This window comes from Chitinophagales bacterium (assembly GCA_020636495.1).
In the GTDB taxonomy this organism is placed as follows: Bacteria; Bacteroidota; Bacteroidia; order Chitinophagales; family Chitinophagaceae; genus UBA5543.
The window spans coordinates 2,391,199-2,413,554 of the sequence record JACJXQ010000008.1 but is presented as its reverse complement, the minus strand read 5'-3'; the positions used below and the strand labels follow the sequence as shown (position 1 = coordinate 2,413,554).

Below are 22,356 nucleotides of genomic sequence, written 5' to 3'. Positions count from 1 at the left end.
GCAAGGTGCTATAGGATCAACGATTTGGGAAAGATATTTTTTGGGGTAGATCGTAAAAAAAGTGTCCACATATAACATTTTACTATCTTTATATGTAACCACCCATTTTTGTATGTTAAGACTCAAAAAATCATTTCCCGGCTTTTTAGCCGCCTTTTTTATCAGTTGTACACTACAGGCACAGTATGTTATTGAGCGTATTGATATCAATCCCGGACCGGCCGATTCCAGGCCACAGAGCTATGTAGGTATTGATTCGCTGGTCTATTTCCAGGCAGATGACGGTACGTATGGCTATGAATTATGGATATCTGACGGAACGGCTGCAGGTACAAAACGGGTAACGGACATTAAACCCGGACCAGGCTCCTCCAACCCCGAATTTTTTACAAAATATAAAGGGAAAGTATACTTTGCTGCTGATGATGGTACAAATGGTAAGGAACTCTGGGTAACAGACGGGACAGCATTGGGAACCCAGATGCTGAAAAATATAAATCCGGGTGCAGGCTCGTCTAATCCGGGGCTCTTTTATGTAGCTAAAAATCTTTTGTTTTTTAAAGCTGACGACGGAACGCATGGTAGAGAGTTGTGGGTAACTGATGGTACGGCAAATGGTACTATACTTCTAAAAGACATAAGGTCGGGAGGCCAACACTCAGATGCTGCAGTAGTTGCAGAGGTCAACGGGACTATTCTGGTGAATGCTTATGATGGTACTGCAAGAAATGCGATCTGGACTACGGATGGTACTACTGCCGGTACGCAGATATTCAAACTGGTAGGCTCAAATTCCAATGGTTGGGCAACGCTTACAGATGGCGTGATGTATAATGGTAAATATTATTTCAGGGCCCAGGCGGGAACACCTTTCGGTTATTCCTTATGGCAAACAGATGGCACTGCAAATGGTACAAGTTATGTCATGACATTTGACCCGGGTGGAAGTGGGGAAGGTATAAAAACAAATATGGTTGTTTTGCAGAATAAACTATTCTTCGGAGCGGATTCGTCAGGTGCATTAAACTCCAGGGATATTGAGCCATGGGTATCTGATGGCACTGCCAACGGAACACACCGACTGAAGAAAATACACCCAAGCGTTGTGCCTAACAGTTTGAATGGGGGGTACATTGATCAGCGGATTGTAACTCTTAAAGATAGTCTGGTGTTTTTTACTGCAACCGATTCTGTACACGGACTGGAGTTATGGGTGTCCGACGGCACTGCGAACGGAACAGTACTTATTCAGGATATTAATAAACAGAGTGACCAGGGTTCTAACCCGGACAGGTTTACCGCCTATGCTGGTAAATTGTTTTTTAGTGCCAGCGATACTTTTTACCCCAATCCTAAAGGTCCTGAGTTTTATGTAACTGATGGCACTACAGCGGGTACTAAAAAGGTACTCGGCCATTCGCAAGGTACTAATGGTATGGGCAGCATAATAGATATACTAGCGGTCGCTAACGGCTCCCTTTTCCTGAGAGGCTCGTTCGATACTACCGGTTTCGAGCTATGGGTCATAACAGATACAGCTTATAACAACAAAGACACGACTCATAACCCGGGGGCAGTTAAAACAGTTACAGCCAATACCGGCCTTAAAATTGCACCCAACCCTGCCAGCGGCAATATACTGTTGTCTTTCGATAAGATACAGAGCAATGGTATAGTGACTATTACCGACCTGTCAGGCAGGGTTGTAAAGAAAATAACTTTAGATAAACCCACTGAAACATTGAACATAAGCTTGCATAATATACCCGTCGGTACCTATATTGTCAGCCTGAAAAATACCGAAGGTATTGTTGCTGAAAAGATATTAATAGAATAGTAATAATAACATGGATCAGTAGATAAAAGAGCCGCGTTCACGCGGCTCTTTTATCTACTGAATATCTGAAACGCGGCTATTTTTTAGTTGTATTTGTAGTAAAAATAACGTAAATTTGATTAATTGTTAATCTCCTTTCAGGGCGTTGATGAGGTTCTTTGAAAATAATGAAAATGCAGTTATGTATTAGTGGAAATGGTCAGGTATAATCGGTTGAGATTTTGCTCCGAAACTGGTATTGAAGATCAATTAGTTATAGTATGCTTTTTTACACCCTACTGTTTTTTCGATATAAAACGATACAAAATGATACAAAACAGGATAAAGCTCCCGGTATCTGCTGAAAATAAGTAATGTATAACTTGTCCCGTTTTATATACTAGAAAAAAGCATCTTCAAAGTGCACGATCTCTTGTATGATGTCTTTTCGTGTAATGATACTGATAATGTCGAATCGTATCTGTGAATATTCGGGGTATTGGTACAGGAACTCTTCTGCCGCCGTTTTCAGGTAGTCTTGTTTTTTTTCGTCAACAGCATCCTCAGGATACCCGAAATAGGAGTCAGACCGGGTCTTAACTTCAATAAATATCAATAACCCATTATGTTCTGCGATAATGTCTACCTCTTTGCGTTCCCAACGCCAGTTACGATGCAACACATAATAACCTTTTGTTTGCAAAAAGTTTTCTGCAATTTCTTCCCCCTTTACGCCAGTTTCGTTATGTTTGGCCATCGAAAATAAATCTATGAAAAAACTGGTACAAAATTTCCCTACCCAACTGCACGAAGCTTTGCTGATAGGCCAGAGCTATAAATTTAGCACACCGAAGAAGCAATATGCTAATGTGGTACTCACCGGCCTGGGCGGAAGTGGTATAGGCGGTTCGATAGTACAGAATTTTGTATTTGATAAGCTGGCCGTTCCTTTTGTCGTTAATAAAGATTATTTCCTGCCTGCTTTTGTAAATAAAGACACGCTCGTTATCGTATCTTCTTATTCAGGAAATACCGAGGAAACATTGCAGGCCATGCAGCAGGCGCTCAAAGCAAAAGCGACAGTGGTATGTATTACATCAGGAGGTAAAGTGGCAGAGATAGCTAAGAAAAAGAACCTGGATTGTATACTGCTGCCTGCAGGAATGCCGCCACGCTCCTGCCTGGGATATTCTATGACCCAGGTACTGTTCATACTTCAGGGACTGGGCTTATTGAATTATAATCTGTCCAAAGACCTGAAAGCATCAATAAAACTTCTTACAGCACAGTCTAAGAGTATACAGGCAAAAGCCAAAGCATTGGCTAAAAAGCTTTACGGCAAGACTCCCGTTATATACTCAGGGCCGAATTTGGAAGGGGTAGCGGTGCGTTTCCGCCAGCAGATCAATGAGAATAGTAAGATGCTGTGCTGGCATCATGTAGTTCCCGAAATGAACCATAATGAGCTGGTGGGTTGGCGCGATAAGGACGATACAAAAGCTGTGGTCTTTCTGCGTGATAAAGATGATTACGCACGTACCCAGTTCCGTATTGAGGTGAACAAAAAAGTGATAAAAAAATACACGAAGAATATTACAGAATTATATACTGAGGGTAAAAGCTACTGGGAGAAGGTGTTCTACCTGGTCCATCTTACTGACTATACATCTGTTTACCTGGCAGAAATGCGCGGACAGGATGCTACAGAGGTTAAGGTGATAGATTTTCTGAAAGGAGAGCTTTCTAAGGTATAATTGAGGATAATAATAAAGAGGAAACGGCTGTATATATGACAGCCGTTTTTTTATGTCCGTAATCTTGTAAGGTATTGTTTATTTCATACCTTTGCAGTTCTGGCAAGTCTTATACGGCCAGCTCCTACTGAATCCCCCAGGACAGGAATGTAGCAAGGGTAGGTGGTCGTAGCGGCGCGATGTAAGTAACTTGCCAGTTCTTTTTTATAGCTCCCCTCATTTTGTTGATAATTTCATTTTCCCTGGCTGAATATTTAACTACTTTTGCCCCAGAAACCAATTGTATATGAAATTTTTTATAGATACAGCAAATCTTGACCAGATCAGGGAAGCAAACGACCTTGGCATACTGGACGGCGTTACTACCAACCCCAGCCTGATGGCTAAAGAGGGTATCAAAGGCGAAGAAGCCATAATGAATCACTACAAGACCATCTGTGATATAGTGGACGGTCCCGTAAGTGCCGAGGTAATAAGCACCGACTTTGACGGTATCATTGCCGAGGGTAAAAAACTGGCTAAGATACACGACAATATCGTGGTAAAGGTGCCTATGATCAAAGACGGTGTTAAGGCTATCAAATGGTTTACAGAAAATGGTATCCATACCAACTGTACGCTGGTATTCTCTGCAGGTCAGGCGATACTGGCTGCTAAGGCGGGTGCTACCTTCCTGTCTCCGTTCATTGGCCGAATAGATGATACAAACTGGGATGGAGTAGACCTGATACACCAGATAGTAGGTATCTACAATGCACAGGGTTTTATGACAGAGGTACTGGCAGCATCTATCCGCAATCCTTTACACATTGTAAAGTGTGCAGAGGCCGGTGCTGATATCTGCACTTGTCCTTTAAGTTCAATACTGGGACTACTGAAGCACCCTTTGACGGACATAGGCCTGGCGCAATTCCTGAAAGACGCACAAGGCTTACAATAAGCTTAGATATAACTGAAATAAAAAGGGCTGTAATTCAATATTACAGCCCTTTTTGTATGTCCTGTATCCCGGTTAGAGGATGGTCTTTTTCACTTCTTCCAGTATGTCAGCAGTCTCTTCTTTACTGTTGCCTTCGGCATATACACGCAGCAGCGGTTCGGTACCCGAAGCACGCAGCATTACCCAACCGCCATTGTCTAAGTGGTATTTCACGCCGTCAATTTTCTCTATGCGGTTGAAGGTGTATTTGCCGAACTGTGTATAACCGTCAGCACCGGCCTTGTTGATGATCGCCTCTTTCTGCTCGTTGGGCAGGGTCAGGTCGTTACGGTCGTAAACGAAAGTGCCGATCACATCATATACCTCCTCGCACAATTGTTTCAGGGTCTTACCTGTTTGCGTCATGAACTGGTATATCAGCAGACCATCGTAGATACCGTCACGCTCGGGGATGTGACCCTTAACAGCGATACCACCGCTTTCTTCACCACCTACCAGCACATCTTCCTGCGTCATGATCTCGCTAATGTATTTAAAGCCTATCGGCGTTACCTCTACAGGCAGGCCATAAGCCTCGCACATGCGCTTTACTCGGTCGGTAACAGAGAAGGCGATAGCCACCTTGCCCGTCATATTCTTATACTTATGCAGGTATTGTATCAATATCAGCAGTATGTGGTGGGCGTCTACAAAGTTGCCGTCCTCGTCGTACAGGCCTATGCGGTCGGCATCACCATCGGTAGCCAGTCCTATTTTCAATTCAGGCGTGGTAGCCATGGTATGCGCCAGTTCCTGCAGGTTTTTGTCTATCGGCTCAGGCGCCTGTCCGTGGAAACCGGGGTTGTTATCGCAATGCAGCAGGGTAGCGTTGGGCAGCAGGCGACGGATGACGTTCTGTCCTGCCCCATACATAGCATCGTATGCCAGCTTAAAGGGCGACTTGTTCAGCGCCTCGAAGTCAAAATGCTCCTGCAGGTAGCTTACATACATCTCTTCCAGCTCTACATATTCCAGCTTGCCGGCAGCTTCCAGGCTGTCTAAAGATGCACCGGGGATGGTTACATCCTCAGGTATCAGGGCTTCTACCTCGGCTATATGTTTAGGGCTGGTAGGACCACCATGAGGGCCTTTCAGTTTAAAACCATTATAGCTGGGAGGATTGTGAGAGGCTGTGATCACCACACCCTGGTCAGCACCCAGTTTCAGCACGCCAAACGACAGCATAGGGGTACTGATAAAACCTTTGGTCATGATAACATGTACGCCGTTGGCGCAGAGCACATCTGCCACGGTCTCGGTAAACATAGCACCACCAAAACGGCAGTCGTGGCCTACCACTACTTTAGGGTTGTCAGACTTTTGTTTCAGCCAGTCGGCCAGGGCCTTGCTTACGCGTGCTACGTTATACACTGTATAGTCTTTGGCTATTATAGCCCTCCATCCGTCTGTACCGAATTTTATCTTGTCAGGAATCATATTGTATTAAGTCAAAATTTTAAAGTGAAAACCCCAAAGCATGTTTTACCCGTGGTGGCGCAAAAATAGTAAAGTTTTGCGGGCTATACTTATGTGGGAATTGCCTATGTGTTGAGCGTGGTATATATGCAGGTGTAGATTAGCGCCACAGCGCTACAGTTCAGATTACCAACTCAGTAACTCCTGCATCAAAGTTTAAAATCACCCGACATGGTGAATTTACCGTATCTCATTGTGCCTTTATCGTCAAAGTTGGTTCGGTAAGTAATGTTATAACTCTGTGTTTTCACGTCTACTGCTCCATACCCGGATATGTTGAATGTGTCTTGAATGCTGGTGCCCAACGTCATATATTGACCGATAACTTGTTGCAGAGGTATGGTGATATTGCCACTTGAACAGTCAAAATCAAACTTTATTTGATCTGTACGTGCACTGTTTGTGGAGTTTAATGCTGAATAGGAAAGATAGTAATCAACCCCTGCTGATGAAAGCGTATATAATACAAGATTGTAAAAATACAGATGTTTTTCATATGAGAGCGGTGAAGGTGTAATGTTGGCAACACTGCCATATGCAGAATCTGAATAGTTGAAATTAGAAGTTTTATAACCATTTAAGAATGCATTGTTGCATTCCTGATCATCGGGCTTGGTAACTTCTATATTGAAGTGATAATCTTTCTGTGTGTTATTTTCTGTTTTTGTGACAAGTTTGATAGGGTAATTGCCGGGAGGAGTGAATTGGAAATCAAAGTGCAGGGATGAATTGTATGTCGGGTAACCGGATTTTACAGATATATTTCCGTAAGTATTAGTTGGCAAGTCTCCCAACGATAGATATACACGCGTATCAGTGATCGTGTTTTGGGTCACGGTGAAATCAATATCAAGTTGAGAAAAACTGTTTACCGTTTTGTCGGCCAGCCCGGGTATGTAGTATGAATCATCTGTTACTTTAGGGGTGTCAGTATTTGTGGTGTCAGCTATATAGACAACTTTTGTTGAGTCCTTTTTCTGGCAGGAAATGGCAAATATCAAAAGTAATGCCGCGACAGTAATTATAGTGTTTCTCATAAGTAGAAGCAGATTTGTCTAACAAGATAACTTTAATATTACAATAATACAATGTGTTTAAGTGCCGGTTAATAATAAAAATGCCCCCAAGAGTGGGAGCATATTTTATTGTATATGTTGTCTTATTCTTTTTAATAACTCAGTAGTTCCCTCATCTTTTCAGCTACCTTATCTACGTTGGGCAGCATGGCTGCTTCCAGTCCCATATTCATAGGTACTGCGGGCAGGTTCAGCGCGCCGAGTGTAGCCACGGGTGCGTCCAGGCTCTGGAAGCAATTTTGGGATATGCGTCCTGCCAGCGCCTCGCAGAAGGAGTTGTTCAGTTGCTCCTCTGTCAGCACCAGGCATTTACCATGCTTGCGAACTGTGTTGTATATCAGCTCTTCATCCAGCGGGAATATGGTGCGGATGTCTACTATGTCGATCTGGTCGTCGAAGCGCTTGGCGGCATTCTTAGCCCAATGTACGCCCATGCCGTAGGTGATAACGCACATACTGGCGCCTATTTCCATAGCTGCATCTGAGGCCTCTGCTACCAGCAGCCCTTTGCCGAAAGGCACTACGTAATCTTTGTCGGGCTCTATCATTTTAGCGTCTTCCGTGCCGGGCACTTTGCTCCAGTACAGTCCCTTGTGCTCCAACATCACTACAGGGTTGGGGTCGTAGAAGGCAGCCTTCATCAGGCCTTTCATATCGGCCGTGTTGCTGGGGTAGGCTATCTTGATACCTTTTATCGTGGCCAGTGTACTTTCCACGCTTCCGCTGTGGTACGGTCCGCCGCCGCCATAGGCGCCTATGGGTACACGTATGATATTAGAAACGGGGAACTTTCCACAACTCAGGTAGCAGCTTTTGCTTATCTCTGTTACCAGTTGGTTCAGCCCCGGGTATATATAGTCGGCAAATTGTACCTCTACTATTGGTTTCAGCCCCAGGGCGCTCATGCCTATGGTGCTGCCTATGATATAGGCTTCCTGTATAGCCGTGTTGAATACTCTTGTATCACCAAATTTCTGCGCCAGTGTAGCTGCTTCGCGGAATACACCACCTATACGTCCGCCCACATCCTGCCCGTAGAACAGGGCTTCGGGATGGTCGCGCATCAGCTCTTCAATAGCGTGCAGGGCAGCGTCAACCATTACGGTCTTATCGCCCGTGCCGGGGTTGCGTACTCCTTTCTCTTCCGTTATAGGAGTAGGGGCGAATACGTAGTCGCTAACGGTAGCCGGGTCGGGATCAGGAGCAGCAACTGCTTTCTCAAATTCAGAACGTACAAAAGTCAGTTCTTCGGCTTCTATAGCATCCAGTTGGTCTTCTGTTATGCCTTTCTGCAGCAGGCGCTTCCTCAGCTTTGGTCCGGGGTCATCCTGTGCGTGTTTGGCCAGGTCTTCTTCGGTACGGTACCACTCTTTACGTACACCGCTGGTGTGGTGTCCCAAAAGCGGAACTTTGGCATGCACCAGTATCGGCCTGCGTTCTTTGCGTACCCAGTCGATGGTGTATTGCATGGTCTTATAAGAGTCGGCAAAGTCGCTGCCGTTCACTTTTACACGTTCCATGCCTTTGAAGCCTGCGGCAAATTCGTAGGCGTTCATCGTGCGGGCCTCATCACTACTTACAGATATACCCCAGTCGTTGTCCTGTATCAGGTAGATGATAGGCAACTGGTGCAATACCGCAAACTGGAAAGCCTCGCTCACTTCACCCTCGGTAACGCTGCCGTCGCCCAATGAGCAAACCACAACGGGTGGTGTTTTGTAGTCGATGAGCTTTTGCTGTTCAATATATTTTATACCCTGCGCAACGCCGGTAGTAGGTATGGCCTGCATACCTGTGGCACTGCTCTGGTGTATGATACTCGGGAAATGCTCTCTGCGGATATTGGGATGGTTATAATAAGCGCGTCCGCCTGTAAAAGGATCATCACCTTTGGCCAGCAGTTGCAGCATCATCTCGTATGGACGGTAACCCATGCCCAGCATCATGCTCTCGTCCCTGTAATAAGGGCTCACATAGTCGCAAGACTCCAGCAGGAAACCCGTAGCCAGTTGTATGGCTTCGTGCCCGCGCGAGGTACTGTGCACGTATTTACATATAGGCCTGTTGGCTTCGTATGTTTCCGCCATAGCTTTAGCGGTCATCATCAGCCTGTAGGCTTTCAACAATATATCGTTAGAGAGTGTTTCTGATCTTTTATCCATATCCACGAGAGCGCAAAAGTAACTTCTAATCGTGAAAAATACGGAATTGCATGGTAAAAACGGGTTATGTGAGGTGAAATAAATTGACCCCGGGTGAGTTATACACAATGTTAAGCATGATATTGTTGATTTTTAACGCAGTTAATTTCCTTTAGAGCTAAGAACCGTTATTTTTGTTTTGCTAAAAAAGCCGATATGGGATCATTTGATTTTAAGAAACTACTACCACACGTTTATATACTATTAAGCTTTATTGTTATCGCTTTTATGTTCAGCTATCCGCAACTGGATGGCAAGGTGTTGTACCAGAGCGATTATGTACAGTGGAAGGCCATGGCGAAGGAGGGTATAGACTGGCATGAAAAAACAGGTGAGAATGTGATGTGGAGTAACTCCATGTTCGGTGGTATGCCCACATTTACCTACTATGTTGGCCATATCAGCAACTATATCTACCCGATACAGGAAGGTATCATGAATGTATTGGGCAAACCGGCAGGTTTCCTATTCCTGGCAATGCTCGGTTTTTATATACTATCCCTGGTGCTGGGTTTTGATAAGTGGGTGCGCATCGCAGGAGCGGTAGCTTATGCTTTCTCAACCTATAATATAACCCTGATAGAAGGTGGACACGAAACCAAGATGTGGGCACTGGCATATGTACCTATGGTCATAGCCGGTCTGTTGGTGATGTATCGAGGTAAATACTGGACGGGGATACCGCTCTTAGGTTTGCCAATGGCATTGCTTATGTGGACATCGCACTACCAGATCATGTACTATGCCATATTCATTATTATTGGTTTGGTCATTACCCTTTTTGTAATTGCATTACGCGAAGGTAACCTGAAGACCTTTTTTATCGCTTCAGTGGTTTCTTTGTTAACAGCCGCTGTAAGCGTGGGGCCTAACCTGCAGATATTCCTCTCTACACTGGAGTACAACAAAACCACCATGCGTGGTGGCGAAAGCGAACTGACCATTAACCACGATGCAGATAAAAAAAGCGGTGGGCTGGATAAGGACTATGCCTTTGGCTGGAGTAATGCATGGGGCGAAAGTTTTACCGTGTTGGTGCCTATGTTGTATGGTGGTTCTAACAGGGAAAATGTAGGAGAAGGTTCTGAAACATACGATGTAATGACAGGGCTTGGTGTGCCGGATCAACAGGCAGAAGGCTTTGCATCGGGGCTGCCAACTTATTGGGGACCTCAGCCATTTACAGGTGGTCCGTTCTATTTCGGAGCAATTATCATTTTCCTGTTTGTATTAGGGGTAATGATCATAAAAAGCCCGCACAAATGGTGGATACTTGCAGTGAGCTTACTTGCATTTTTGATGTCTACAGGAAAGCATTTTCCGTCGTTTAACTATTTCCTGTTCGACACACTGCCTGGTTTCAATAAGTTCCGTATCCCGAACATGATATTGGTGATACCTCAACTGTTGTTCCCGCTTCTGGGCGCATGGGCGCTGAATGATGTACTGAAAGATAAATTATCAAAGGAGGAAGTATGGAAGCAGGCTAAAATGGCCGGTATCATTACCGGTGGGCTCTGCCTGCTGCTGGCGTTTGGCAGCAGTATGTTCTTCGATTTCAAATCGTTCAGGGATCCTCAACTGCAGCAACAACTCACGCAATCATTCCAGAATGAGGATGCAGCTAATAAAGTATTAAGCGCTATTCAGTCAGACCGCTCGTCTATGGCCATGAAGTCCGGTATTACAAGTGCGCTGTTCATAGCATTAGCGGTAGGCCTGCTGTGGGCTTATTCAAAAAATAAGATCAAGGGACAGCATGTGGCAATGGCTATTATTGCACTAGTAGCTATTGACCTGATGAGGATAGATAGCCGCTATATGAATGAAGAGAATTACGTAGACCCCGATCAGTATGAGGCGCAGTTTACACCACGGCCGGTGGACCGACAGATCATGCAGGACCCTGACCCGTATTATCGTGTGCTGGATTTGTCAGTTGATCCGTTCAATAATGCAATGCAGGCAGCTCATCATAAATGTATCGGTGGTTATAGTCCTGCTAAAATGGAGCTATACCAGGATATGATAGATGTACACATGCGTTCCGGATTCAACCAGCAGGTGCTGAATATGCTGAATACGAAATACTTCATATCTCCGCAGGGCAAGAATGGCGAACCTGTTCCCATACCTAACCCTGAGGCATGCGGCAATGCATGGTTTGTCGATAATATTCAGTGGGAAGCTACTGCTGATGATGAGATCATGGCGCTGAACGCTCCCGCACTCGGAACGCCGGATACATTGGCCACCTCTTTCAGGCCATTGCAGACAGCGGTTATTCGTGATACTTATAAACCGGAATTAGGTAATTATCAATTTGGTAAAGACAGTGCTGCTGTTGTGAAACTGGATAAATACGGCTTGAATACCATCAGCTATTATGCTAACAACAGCAGGGATGGTTTTGCGGTGTTCTCTGATATTTATTATCCTTTCGGTTGGAAGGCTTATGTTGATGGTAATGAAACTCCCATCTATAAAGTTGACTACCTGCTGAGAGGTTTAAAGTTACCTGCGGGTGAACATAAAATAGAATTCAGGTTCCACCCTGAGAAGTTTTATACTGCGGATAAAGTAGCTATGGTTTCCAGCGTATTGTTATTGCTGGCTGCGTTTGGTTCTATATTCATGGCAGTGAAGGGAGGCAATAAAGAAGCTTAGTATCGATGGATAACGGCTCGTCAAATATCGTCCGGAAACTGTTTGGCTTACGCAGGGAATACAGCGTAGGTTTCTATATAACAGATTTCCTGTTCAGGAAGATATTCAGGCAGAATGCCGGCGTGAAATGGCCCATACATCATACCAGTACCATTCACAACCCATCGAGGCTGAAAGTTGGTAAGGAGACATTTCCTGCGGATTCGCCCGGGGTATATATCAATGCGTTGAATGGTATTTTTATTGGTGATTATACTAATCTGGGACCTAATGTAGGTATCATATCCGCCAATCATGATTTCATCGACAACAGTCAGCCGGCCGATGCACCGCCTATCCATATCGGCAGGTTCTGCTGGCTGGGCATGGGGGCGATAGTTTTGCCGGGCGTACAGTTGGGCGACTTCACCATTGTAGGGGCAGGGGCGATCGTAACACAAAGTTTCCCGGAAGGGTATTGTATTATAGCAGGCAATCCTGCAAAAGTTATCAAACAATTAAACCAGGAAGCGTGTGAAGCTTTTGCAAAAAGCAGAGCATAATAATACCATCTTTGGTAATTCGTTCCTCATCTTCCTGATCAGGTTCTTCCCCTCATTGGCTACACTGCTGGTGGTAGTATTCTTTTCGAGGGGGATAAGTGAAACGGATTATGGTAACTACCAGAATTTCTGGGTGCAGTTGTTCTTACTGAGTTCAATAGCCACGCTTGGGATACCAGCTTTTCTGCTTACCTACACACCCGCATTTGTCAAGCAAATGTTTGATGCACTGAAACGAAAGCACTACCTGTTAATAATGGGTTGGATGATATTGCTGGCGATAGTGTTTGCTGCTGTACATCATCATACTACGGGCATGGTGTGGTTCGTACCACTTGGTTTTTTTCTTGTGTATGGTTTGAATGCTATCGCAGAATCTATGCTGATAGTACTGCGTAAATTCAGTTTTCTGCTTATTGCTAATCTTATTTATACCGCGTTTTTCATAGTGCTGCATGTAGGCTTATTGGATGGTAGCTATGATATGGAAACCTTATTCCTGTACCTGTTGTGCCTTGGAGTATTGAAACTGATACCGGCAGCTATTAAAGCTACAATAGGTTTAAGGTCAGTGACTGATACCGCAGAGCATGATTACACTATGGCCGATATCCGTTCATTATGGATGCATGTAGGTATATACGATGTCATGCAGCGGGTGTTTACGTGGATAGATAAGTTTGCTATTTCATTACTCTTTACAGCTGGTGTTTCCGCTGTATATTTCAATGGTACGTTTGATATCCCTTTTCTACCTCTGCTGCTGGGAGCTGTGAGCAGTGCTGCCCTGATACAGATGTCCGGCTTTTCTAAAAAAGGAGATACAACACAGGCGGTAGCTATTGCCAACCAGACTGCAAGAATATTATCGGCGGTAGTGTTCCCTTTGTTCTTTTTCCTCTTTCTGTTCCGCGAGGAGCTGTTCATGGTAATATTAACGGATAAATATGCGGATGCGATACCCATATTTGCTGCCACAGTGTGTGTAGTGCCATTACGGGCTTATAATTTTACTTCTATCCTGCAAAACAGGCACAAGGGCAGGGTCATTAATACTGGGGCTTTGCTGGACCTTGTTGTGGCCATAGCACTTATGTACCCCTTATATCAATTGTTTGACATGGTAGGCATCGCAGTGAGTTTTGTCATCAGCAGCTATATACAGGGAGCATATTACCTGTATCAGACAGGTAAGGTCTTAAAAACGCCTGTACAGAAATTGGTACCTATAGGTAACTGGCTGATCAAATTAATTGTTTTTGGCTGTTTGTTTATAGCTATTCATTATGTGCTGGGTATGCTGTTTACCCGTTCAATTGTACTATTTTTAGGTAGCCTTATCCTGGCCGGTACCTTGCTGGTGTCACTGGCTATAGAATGGAAGGCGTCAAAAAAGGTATATGGCGAGCCACTTTCGCAGAAATAAAAAGAATATTGAAGCCGTAGAGAATACCGGCTTTTCCAGCCTCAGTAATACAGAGGGGAGCCGCCTTATAAACAAAGACGGCAGCACCAACCTGCGCAAGACCGGTATGCCTTTTTTGGAGCGTATCAGCCTGTTTCACACGTTGATACATATGAAATGGCCTAAGTTCCTGCTGATCGTATTCCTGTTCTATACTGCCATAAACTCACTGTTTGCACTGATTTATGTGATTATAGGGGTTGAAAGCCTGAAAGGGGTAAGTATGGAGGCAGAGAGCCTGCTGAATGGTTTCGAACAAGCCTTCTTTTTTAGTTCACAAACACTCACAACGGTGGGTTACGGCCATATTACTCCATTAGGGCTTGGCGCTAATATAGCAGCAGCATTAGAATCATTTGTAGGTATCCTGTCATTTGCCATGATGACGGGTTTGCTCTACGGACGTTTTTCTTTGCCAAGGGCTTATATCAAGTTCAGCGAAAATGTATTGGTAGCGCCTCATAAAGGTTATCGTGCGTTGATGATAAGACTCGCTTCTTATAAGAATAACCATATTACCGATGTAGAAGCTAAGATGACCATGGCCATGCACTATAAGGATAATGGTAAAGATGTGACCCGTTTTTATACACCAAAACTGGAAATTGAGAAGATAACCTCGCTGGCACTCAGCTGGACACTCGTTCACCTTATAGATGAAGAAAGCCCGCTGTTTGAGCTAGGGTTAGAAGAACTGAAACAGACTGATATAGAGATCATGTTTCATGTAAAAGGCTTCGATGATCATTTCTCAAATATTGTTCAGCAACGTACCTCATACACAGCCAACGAGATAGTATATGGTGCTAAGTTCCTGCCTGCTTTCCATCGTTCAGAAGATGGTACTACAACTGTGCTGGAACTGGACAAACTGAACCTGTATGAACCTGCAAAAGTGCCCGAGCCCAACCAGTCGTTGATAAATTCTTAACTTTGCACCATTATGATGAACACAGTAAATACTTCGAACGAGACACAGAGATTATTAGAAAAGGAAAGTAAATACGGAGCTCATAATTATCATCCGTTGCCCGTAATGCTGACCAAAGGAGAAGGCGTTTTTGTATGGGACGTTGATGGTAAGCGTTATTACGACTTCCTGTCAGGCTATTCCGCGCTCAACCAGGGGCATCGTCACCCTAAGGTGATGAAGGCGTTTTATGAGCAGGCAGAAAAGCTTACGCTCACATCCCGTGCTTTTCATGCTGATGCATTGGGAGAGTTCGCTGAATATATAACAGGTTATTTTGGTTATGATAAGGTATTGCCTATGAATACGGGTGCTGAAGCGGTAGAAACTGCTCTGAAGCTGGCACGCCGCTGGGGTTACCATGTAAAAGGTATCGAGGATAATAAAGCGAAGATCATAGTATGTGATGGCAACTTCCATGGACGTACCATCAATATCATTTCTTTCAGCAACGATCCCGACTCTAACAAGGATTTTGGTCCTTATACACCGGGGTACGAGATCATACCTTATAACGATACCGAAGCACTGGAAAAAGCACTGCAGGATAAAAACGTAGCTGCTTTTATGGTAGAACCTATACAGGGCGAGGCCGGGGTAGTAGTGCCCGACGATGGCTACCTCTCAAAAGCATATGCTATTTGTAAAGAAGCTAATGTGCTCTTTATAGCAGATGAGATACAGTCAGGCCTGGCACGTACCGGTAAAATGCTGGCTTGCGATTATGACGAAGTTCATCCTGACATCCTGATATTAGGTAAGGCGCTATCAGCAGGTGTTATGCCTGTGTCTGCAGTTCTGGCTAATGATGAGATCATGTTGACTATCAAGCCGGGCGAGCATGGTTCTACTTATGGTGGTAACCCGCTGGCATGTAAGGTAGCAATTGCCTCATTACAGGTACTGAAAGATGAAAAAATGGCGGAAAATGCTACGGTAATGGGTGAGTACCTGCGTGAAAAACTACGTGGACTAAACAACCGGCATATTTCACTGGTGCGCGGTAAAGGTCTGCTGAACGCAATCGTAATCAACCATCCTGATAAAGACGCTGCTTATGAAGTATGTCTGAAAATGATGGAGAATGGTCTGTTGGCCAAGCCGACTCATGGTGATAAGATCAGGTTTGCTCCACCATTGACCATTACAAAAGAACAACTGGATGAGTGTATTGACATTATAGCCCGCAGTATGGAAGTATTGTCTTAATACACCTCATTAAATAGCTTCAATAACAGAAGCGAATAAATTACTAAGTCTGCCATCTGCCGTTCCGGCTACCGCTATTATCTCCTGTATGTTTACAGGGTGCAGGTTGTTCGGGTCACACTCGTCAGTTACTACACTGACAGCGGCACATGGCAGGCTTAATTGATTGGCTACGATCACTTCAGGTACCGTACTCATACCTACCAGGTCACTACCTATTATTTTCAGGTAGCGGTATTCCGCTCTTGTTTCAAGGTTAGGCCCCATAACACAGGCATAAACGCCTTTGTGCAGATTTATCCCTTGCTCCGCAGCCTTGCTAATGATGATCGCTGATAGAGCTTTGTCGTAGGGGCAACTCATATCCGGGAAACGTGGTTCATATTCAACTCCTGTTAAGCCCCTGAGCGGATTGCCGGGTTGCAGGTTAATATGATCGTCTATCAGAACAAGGTCACCTTTTTTAAAGTCGAGGTTCACGCCACCGGCAGCATTACTCAGCAGCAGTTTTTTTATGCCCAGCTTATGCATTACCCTTACAGGAAAGGTGATCTGCTGCATGGAGTACCCTTCGTAGTAATGGAAACGTCCCTGCATAGCCAGCACAGTAGTGTTGCCAATCGTGCCATAAATCAGTTTGCCTGAATGAGACTCTACTGTAGCAACGGGAAAATGTGGTATCTCGCTGTAGGATATAGATGTGATGACAGTTATCTTATCAACCATTTTGCCCAGGCCTGTACCTAATACAATACCTACTTCCGGATCTTTGATACCCTTATCTGCTAAATACTGTGTTGCTTCTATTACCTGTTGCGTATAGTCCATACTTTCTTTATTTGACTGCGAATATAAAACCTTAGCTAAACAAATGCCCGCTATTCCGCAAATTGGGTATAAACTGTATCTTGCGCAGCTTCACATGTATGCACTGGTAAAAATATGGGTCAGAACGGGGTTGCGGTTCTATTGTGGTAAGGTCACCTTTGAAAAAAGGGATATGTACAATGGCAACCACCCATTGATACTGGCATGCAGCCATCCCAACTCCTTTTTTGATGCTTTGGTAATGGGGGCGTATCATCCGCGACAGTTACACTTCCTGGCTCGCGGTGATGCTTTTAAGAATCCTAAAGCTGCACGTGTGTTGCGTATGCTGAATATGATACCCATATACAGGTTGAGTGAGGGTAAGGAGAACCTGGATAATAATAAACAGACTTTTGAACAATGTATGCATGTATTGAAAAATAAGGGTGCTATCCTTATTTTTTCGGAAGGCATCAGTGTCAATGAGTGGCGGTTGCGACCCCTGAAAAAAGGCACGGCACGCCTTGCATGGATGTTTTGGGAAGAGCACAATGTAAAAGATATGGTAGTGCAACCTGTGGGTATCAACTATCATTCGTTTGCAGCAATTCCTAAAAAAGTGTATGTAGAGTATGCGCCCGTTATCAGTTCTCCGGCATTCAATTATGATAATACTGCAGTATTCTATAAACAGTTCAATAATGTGTTAACCGAAAGGTTGGCGAAGGTGGTATTGAATGAGGATAGCCCATTGCTGGCAAAACGTCGCAGCGACAATGCGGCGAAACTATCATTGGCAATACCCGCCCTGGCAGGCTACGTGCTGCACCGCGCATTTTTTGTGCAGTGGCGCAGGTTCATACGCTCTAAAACAAAGGATACGGTATTTTTTGATTCAGTATTGTTTGGCAGCCTCATTATTATTTACCCTATACTGGTATTGCTCATTACTATTGCTGCAGTGGTCGTTTCCGCTAATCATTGGTACTGGCTGTTATTTGTACTCATACCTTTTACAGCCTGGAGCTACAAGCGTTTCAAAAGCCTGTAGTTATTTCACTTTACTGAGCGCCAGCATTTTTACCATCCAGTCGGGCAGGGGTTTCTCCAGGTTCCGTTTTTTCAGGTTGATGTACAGGCCTAGCTTTTTCAGTACAGGAACTTTATGTGTTTCTACCAGTTCTATCAGTGTTCCTTCGGGGCTTTCAATATAGCAGAATCGTCCTGCGGCATTTTCCATGTCAAAAGAGTTCTCACTGTCTACCGAAAAATTGAACCCTTTTTCAATGGCTATTTTTTTCAGCCCATCCATATTGATGACATCAAAGCACAAATGAATAAAACCGCAATCGCCCCAATACCTGTCGGCGAATATTTTTACAGGCGTACGGTCCAACGCTTGTACAAGCTCTATCTCTATTGACCCCAGTAATTTCCCAAATCCTCCCTTGCCGCTTTGTGGTTTTTTTAGCAACACACGGCGGTACTTTCCGGGTTGAGATTCAGGGTTGTCAGAAAAAGTATCTGTTACGTCATATACCATATCAGATATGCCTAATACATCACGGTACAGCACTATAGCGCGTTCCATATCACTCACACCTATTACAGCCCCGGACACACCGCCAGTCATCTTGCCGGTTTGCTGAAACCACTGCCAGCCTTTTACTACATTGAACACATTGCCATAATGGTCTTTTACCCAGAAGTGTTGCTGCCCGGCCGGGTCGGTTTGAATATCGGATACCCAACTGCCAGACTTTTTGCAGTGCTGATGCGACTGTTCTACATTATAGCATTTGATCTTTGGTGCATTAATGCCCAGATCGCCATATTGTGGTTTTTGAGCAGGTTCTGATGGTGTACGGCTTTTGTACTGCCATATTTCAAAGCCACCCCCGCCTGACAGGTTCATGCTCAATATGGCCCTGCGATTGTGCACGGTTCCCCCGGTATATTGGGTCATCAGGGCAGCGTCGGCTACATCGTCAAACACCAGCACATCTATGCCGAAAAGATCTTTGTATTTCAGCATGCTGGCGTGTGCGTCTGCCACCCCGATACCTACCTGTTGTATTCCTGATATGAAATCGTGCATTCAGTTTTTTTGATTTTTTATAATAATGTTGTTGTGGAAGATACAAATTAATAGTTAGGGTTATGCATCCCTTTCTGATTAGCGATCTTCCTGTATACCGATGGCAGGAACCACCAGAACCAGAACAGGAAGCGTTCGGCACGTGCCACTATTATGTGTTTCTTTTTCTTTATCATTCCGTCCAGTATCTTTTTTGCGCATTCACTCACGGGTATGCCGTTCAGCAGGTCCTCGTCCATTTTGCCGTGCAGCTCTCCTGTTGCTGTAATGGCTGACATGGAAATAGGAGTGTTGATCCGGCCCGGGCTAACGATGGTTATCTCAAGACCCGGTATATCCATTTCAGTCTGCATGGTCTCAAAAAAGCCTTTTACTGCGTGCTTGGACGCCGCATAGCCTGTGCGTTTAGGGAAACCCATAAGCCCGGCCATACTGCTGATGGCTACAATGTGGCCGATTTTGCGTTTGGCAAAATGCGGCAACAGGTATTTGGTTATAGACACTACTGCAAAAAAGTTCACTTCCATGATCTTCCTGATGGTGTCCATCATCGTATCCTTTGCCACCGACCTCTGGCTCAGGCCGGCACTATGTATGACAACATCTATATGTCCATATACCCCTATGGCATCCTCCGTTAATTTTTGCAGCGTGTCGCTAAGAGCCAGGTCTGCCTGCAATACGGTACAATCTTTATTATGTGTAAGACAATCTTTCAATACATCATCCAATGCCTCTTTACGCCTGGCGGTGAGTACCAGTTTAGCTCCTTTACCCGCTAACTGCCTGGCTAGTTCTGCGCCAATACCGGACGAAGCCCCGGTTATCCACACTACTTTATCTTTGAAATACATCTCGGAAATATTGCTGTTCAGGCAAAAATACTCCTATTGCCTGTTCATACAAGTAATAATTGAAATGCCTGATGTTTTAAAAAAATCCGTATATTCTCGTTTCGACTAACGGGCAGTGAAGTGACAGGTGAGAATGACGGCCCCTGATATATAAAACATATTATAACTAAATGCCAGCTCATAACACCCCCTCTGACTGGTTCAAAGGTCTTGCGCAAAACTGGCGTAACGACCTGGTAGCTGCTGTCAGCGTATCGCTTGTAGCTTTGCCGCTTGCTTTGGGTATAGCCATAGCAGCCGGAGCCCCGCATATGTCTGGGGTAATATCCGCCGTGGTGGGTGGCGTGGTCACTACGTTTCTCCGTGGCAGCCACGTGGCTATCAATGGCCCGGCAAACTCACTCATCGCCCTTGTGCTCGTGGCCATAGGTATGCTGGACGATGGAACATGGCATACCTTTAATTATATTCTTGCGGCTTTTATCGTTTCCGGTGGCATACAGGTGGTGCTGGGCATATTCAGGCTGGGCAGAATAGCCGAGATGATCCCCTCGTCTGTTATTCACGGTATACTGGCGGCCATCGGTGTTATTATCGTGGCCAAACAGCTGCACGTAGCACTGGGCACCACGTCCGATGCGAAAAATATGGTAGGTGTATTGCTGGATGTGTTCAGGAACATAAAGCAGGTAAACCCCTTTGTGGCGGTTATATCCCTGCTGGGTATGCTGCTGCTGATCTTCCACGCGCGTATCAGTTATAAATTCTTCCATTTTCTGCCTGCGCCTATGTGGGTGTTGATACTGGCGGTACCATTCGTATTTGCCTTCAACTTTTTTGAGCCGCACGCCATTGAGCTATTCGGAAAGTCTTATAACGTAGGACCCGATATGCTGGTGTCTATTCCGCATAATATACTGGACGGCGTTATGTTTCCTGATTTCTCCAAACTGCATACAGGTTCGTTCTGGCTGGTGGTTATTTCTATATCTCTCATTACTACTGTTGAAACCCTTGCCAGTACCAAAGCCGTTGACAAGATAGACCCCTACAAACGCAAAACCAACCTGAACAAAGACCTTGTTGCCGTGGGGCTGAGTACCATGGTATCCGGCGCTATAGGCGGCCTGCCTGTTGTGACGGTTATCCTGCGCAGTACCGTAAACGTGCACAACAATGGCCGTACAAGATGGTCTAATTTCTTTCATGGTATACTGATACTGGTTTTTGTATTCATACTGTCTCCTTATCTGCAAATGGTGCCACTGGCGGCCCTTGCTGCCATACTCGTTTTCAGCGGGTTTAAGCTGACGGCTCCAAGGGTATACGCTAATAGCTACGGCCAGGGTATGGAGCAACTCTTGTTCATGGTGGGTACTATGATCATCACCCTGTACACCAACCTGCTATGGGGCATACTGGGCGGTATCGTCGTTACGCTAGGGGTACACATACTGCTGGCAAGGGTACCCGTGACCGTATTTTTCAGGATGGTATTTAAAACAGGCAACAGGCTGATAGAAAAGAAAGACGGTAGCTATGAACTAAAGATAAAAGGCGTCGCCAACTTCCTCACAATGCTGCGGCTGAACAAGCTGCTCGACCAGGTGCCCAAAGGAGCCCGGCTCAAGATCAACATCTCCACCGCCCGGCTGGTAGACATGACCGTACTCGAAAACCTCGACGATTTCAAGCGCATGCACAGGCTCAATGGCGGCAAGGTGAAGATAACAGGTGCAGAACACCACGTAGCCTCTACCAACCACCGCTTTGCGCTCAAGAGCCAGACCTCACCCATGCCCGTGCGCCTGTCATCCCGCCAGGTAGAATTGAAGAAACTGGCCATTGCCAACGATTGGGTGTACAGGCCCGAGATAGAGTGGGAGGTGTACGACCTGTACCGTTTCCATTTCTTCGAGTCGAGGCCGATAGAATATAAGACCAACGTAATAACAGGCGAGTACAAAGACACAGGCGTTTCGTGGGAACTGAGCGATATTACCTTCGACGAAGGTGCGCTGGTGGCCACAGAAGTGTACCACACCACCGTACAGGTGATACAGATGCCGTACACCATACCCGAATTTACACTCGAAGCCGAAGGCCTGTTCGAAAAAATATTCGACCGCGTGAAATCCTTGCCCAAGTACAAAGACATCGACTTTAAGCTCTTCAGCAAATTCTCCAACCAGTTTTTGCTGAAAGGCGAGGACGAAGAAGCCATCCGCAAATTCTTCCTTACCGACCATATTATAAACTTTCTTGAGAATGAGGAAGTGTACCATATAGAAAGCGACGGTAAAGCCCTGCTGGTGTTCAAATCGCTGCGTTTTTCACGCGCTGCCGAGATAGATAAGATGATACAATTCTCCGATGCGTTAGTGTCTAAACTACAGGCTACAGTGCCGCAGCAATAGCCACAGATGACATTCATCACCC

17 protein-coding genes and 1 other RNA gene are annotated in these 22,356 nt (G+C 45.1%); 11 read left to right on the top strand and 7 right to left on the bottom strand.

What is annotated here, in order from left to right; all coding sequences use genetic code 11:
- Window positions 1-112: 112 nt before the first annotated feature.
- Window positions 113-1,837: a T9SS type A sorting domain-containing protein gene (locus tag H6550_10635; GenBank protein ID MCB9046577.1), complete on the top strand. Its 1,725-nt coding sequence runs from the start codon at window positions 113-115 to the stop codon at window positions 1,835-1,837.
- A 379-nt stretch (window positions 1,838-2,216) separates the two neighbouring features.
- Here the strand turns inward: H6550_10635 and H6550_10630 are convergent, their stop codons facing one another.
- The gene (locus H6550_10630) at window positions 2,217-2,573 is read right to left on the bottom strand and encodes a YraN family protein (protein ID MCB9046576.1); all 357 of its coding nucleotides are present in this window, start codon (window positions 2,571-2,573) and stop codon (window positions 2,217-2,219) included.
- Between the two features lie 13 nt (window positions 2,574-2,586).
- On the opposite strand from H6550_10630, the gene H6550_10625 reads away from it, so the two are divergent.
- The 3 genes from H6550_10625 to fsa all read left to right on the top strand — a co-directional run bounded on the left by H6550_10625 (window position 2,587) and on the right by fsa (window position 4,510).
- Window positions 2,587-3,570, top strand: coding sequence for a bifunctional phosphoglucose/phosphomannose isomerase (locus H6550_10625; GenBank protein ID MCB9046575.1), 984 nt, complete (start codon window positions 2,587-2,589; stop codon window positions 3,568-3,570).
- A 100-nt stretch (window positions 3,571-3,670) separates the two neighbouring features.
- Window positions 3,671-3,769: signal recognition particle sRNA small type (gene ffs / locus H6550_10620), an RNA gene on the top strand.
- Between the two features lie 87 nt (window positions 3,770-3,856).
- Window positions 3,857-4,510: a fructose-6-phosphate aldolase gene (gene fsa / locus H6550_10615; GenBank protein ID MCB9046574.1), complete on the top strand. Its 654-nt coding sequence runs from the start codon at window positions 3,857-3,859 to the stop codon at window positions 4,508-4,510.
- Window positions 4,511-4,582: 72 nt separating this feature from the next.
- Here the strand turns inward: fsa and H6550_10610 are convergent, their stop codons facing one another.
- The 3 genes from H6550_10610 to H6550_10600 form a co-directional block, all read right to left on the bottom strand.
- Window positions 4,583-5,986, bottom strand: a complete 1,404-nt coding sequence (locus H6550_10610; GenBank protein MCB9046573.1) for a phosphoglucomutase/phosphomannomutase family protein — start codon at window positions 5,984-5,986, stop codon at window positions 4,583-4,585.
- Window positions 5,987-6,174: 188 nt separating this feature from the next.
- Window positions 6,175-7,062: a hypothetical protein gene (locus H6550_10605; protein ID MCB9046572.1), complete on the bottom strand. Its 888-nt coding sequence runs from the start codon at window positions 7,060-7,062 to the stop codon at window positions 6,175-6,177.
- 131 nt (window positions 7,063-7,193) lie between these two features.
- Complete coding sequence (locus H6550_10600) at window positions 7,194-9,263, bottom strand: tungsten formylmethanofuran dehydrogenase (protein ID MCB9046571.1); 2,070 nt, start codon at window positions 9,261-9,263, stop codon at window positions 7,194-7,196.
- A 195-nt stretch (window positions 9,264-9,458) separates the two neighbouring features.
- Here H6550_10600 and H6550_10595 point away from each other — a divergent pair, with 195 nt between their 5' ends.
- The 5 genes from H6550_10595 to rocD are packed head-to-tail and all read left to right on the top strand — an operon-like array spanning window position 9,459 to window position 16,155.
- Window positions 9,459-11,969 carry a YfhO family protein gene (locus H6550_10595; GenBank protein MCB9046570.1) on the top strand — a complete coding sequence of 837 codons (2,511 nt, stop codon included), beginning with the start codon at window positions 9,459-9,461 and terminating at the stop codon, window positions 11,967-11,969.
- Window positions 11,970-11,974: 5 nt separating this feature from the next.
- Window positions 11,975-12,511: an acyltransferase gene (locus tag H6550_10590; protein MCB9046569.1), complete on the top strand. Its 537-nt coding sequence runs from the start codon at window positions 11,975-11,977 to the stop codon at window positions 12,509-12,511.
- A complete protein-coding gene (locus tag H6550_10585; protein MCB9046568.1) occupies window positions 12,483-13,937 on the top strand; it encodes a hypothetical protein in 1,455 nt (484 codons plus the stop codon). Before H6550_10590 ends, H6550_10585 begins: the two co-directional genes overlap by 29 nt.
- Window positions 13,912-14,907, top strand: coding sequence for an Inward rectifier potassium channel Irk (locus H6550_10580; protein MCB9046567.1), 996 nt, complete (start codon window positions 13,912-13,914; stop codon window positions 14,905-14,907). Before H6550_10585 ends, H6550_10580 begins: the two co-directional genes overlap by 26 nt.
- Window positions 14,908-14,919: 12 nt before the next feature.
- Entirely contained in the window at window positions 14,920-16,155 is a 1,236-nt protein-coding gene (gene rocD / locus H6550_10575; GenBank protein MCB9046566.1) for an ornithine--oxo-acid transaminase, read from the top strand.
- A gap of 9 nt (window positions 16,156-16,164) precedes the next feature.
- Here rocD and H6550_10570 read toward each other — a convergent pair whose 3' ends face one another.
- Entirely contained in the window at window positions 16,165-16,983 is an 819-nt protein-coding gene (locus tag H6550_10570; protein MCB9046565.1) for a purine-nucleoside phosphorylase, read from the bottom strand.
- Window positions 16,984-17,077: 94 nt separating this feature from the next.
- On the opposite strand from H6550_10570, the gene H6550_10565 reads away from it, so the two are divergent.
- Window positions 17,078-18,016, top strand: a complete 939-nt coding sequence (locus tag H6550_10565; protein ID MCB9046564.1) for a 1-acyl-sn-glycerol-3-phosphate acyltransferase — start codon at window positions 17,078-17,080, stop codon at window positions 18,014-18,016.
- Here the strand turns inward: H6550_10565 and H6550_10560 are convergent, their stop codons facing one another.
- Complete coding sequence (locus tag H6550_10560) at window positions 18,017-19,063, bottom strand: VOC family protein (protein MCB9046563.1); 1,047 nt, start codon at window positions 19,061-19,063, stop codon at window positions 18,017-18,019.
- 47 nt (window positions 19,064-19,110) lie between these two features.
- On the bottom strand, window positions 19,111-19,917 hold the full coding sequence (locus tag H6550_10555; protein MCB9046562.1) for an SDR family oxidoreductase: 807 nt from the start codon (window positions 19,915-19,917) through the stop codon (window positions 19,111-19,113).
- Window positions 19,918-20,087: 170 nt separating this feature from the next.
- On the opposite strand from H6550_10555, the gene H6550_10550 reads away from it, so the two are divergent.
- Entirely contained in the window at window positions 20,088-22,334 is a 2,247-nt protein-coding gene (locus H6550_10550) for a SulP family inorganic anion transporter (GenBank protein MCB9046561.1), read from the top strand.
- Window positions 22,335-22,356 lie beyond the last annotated feature (22 nt).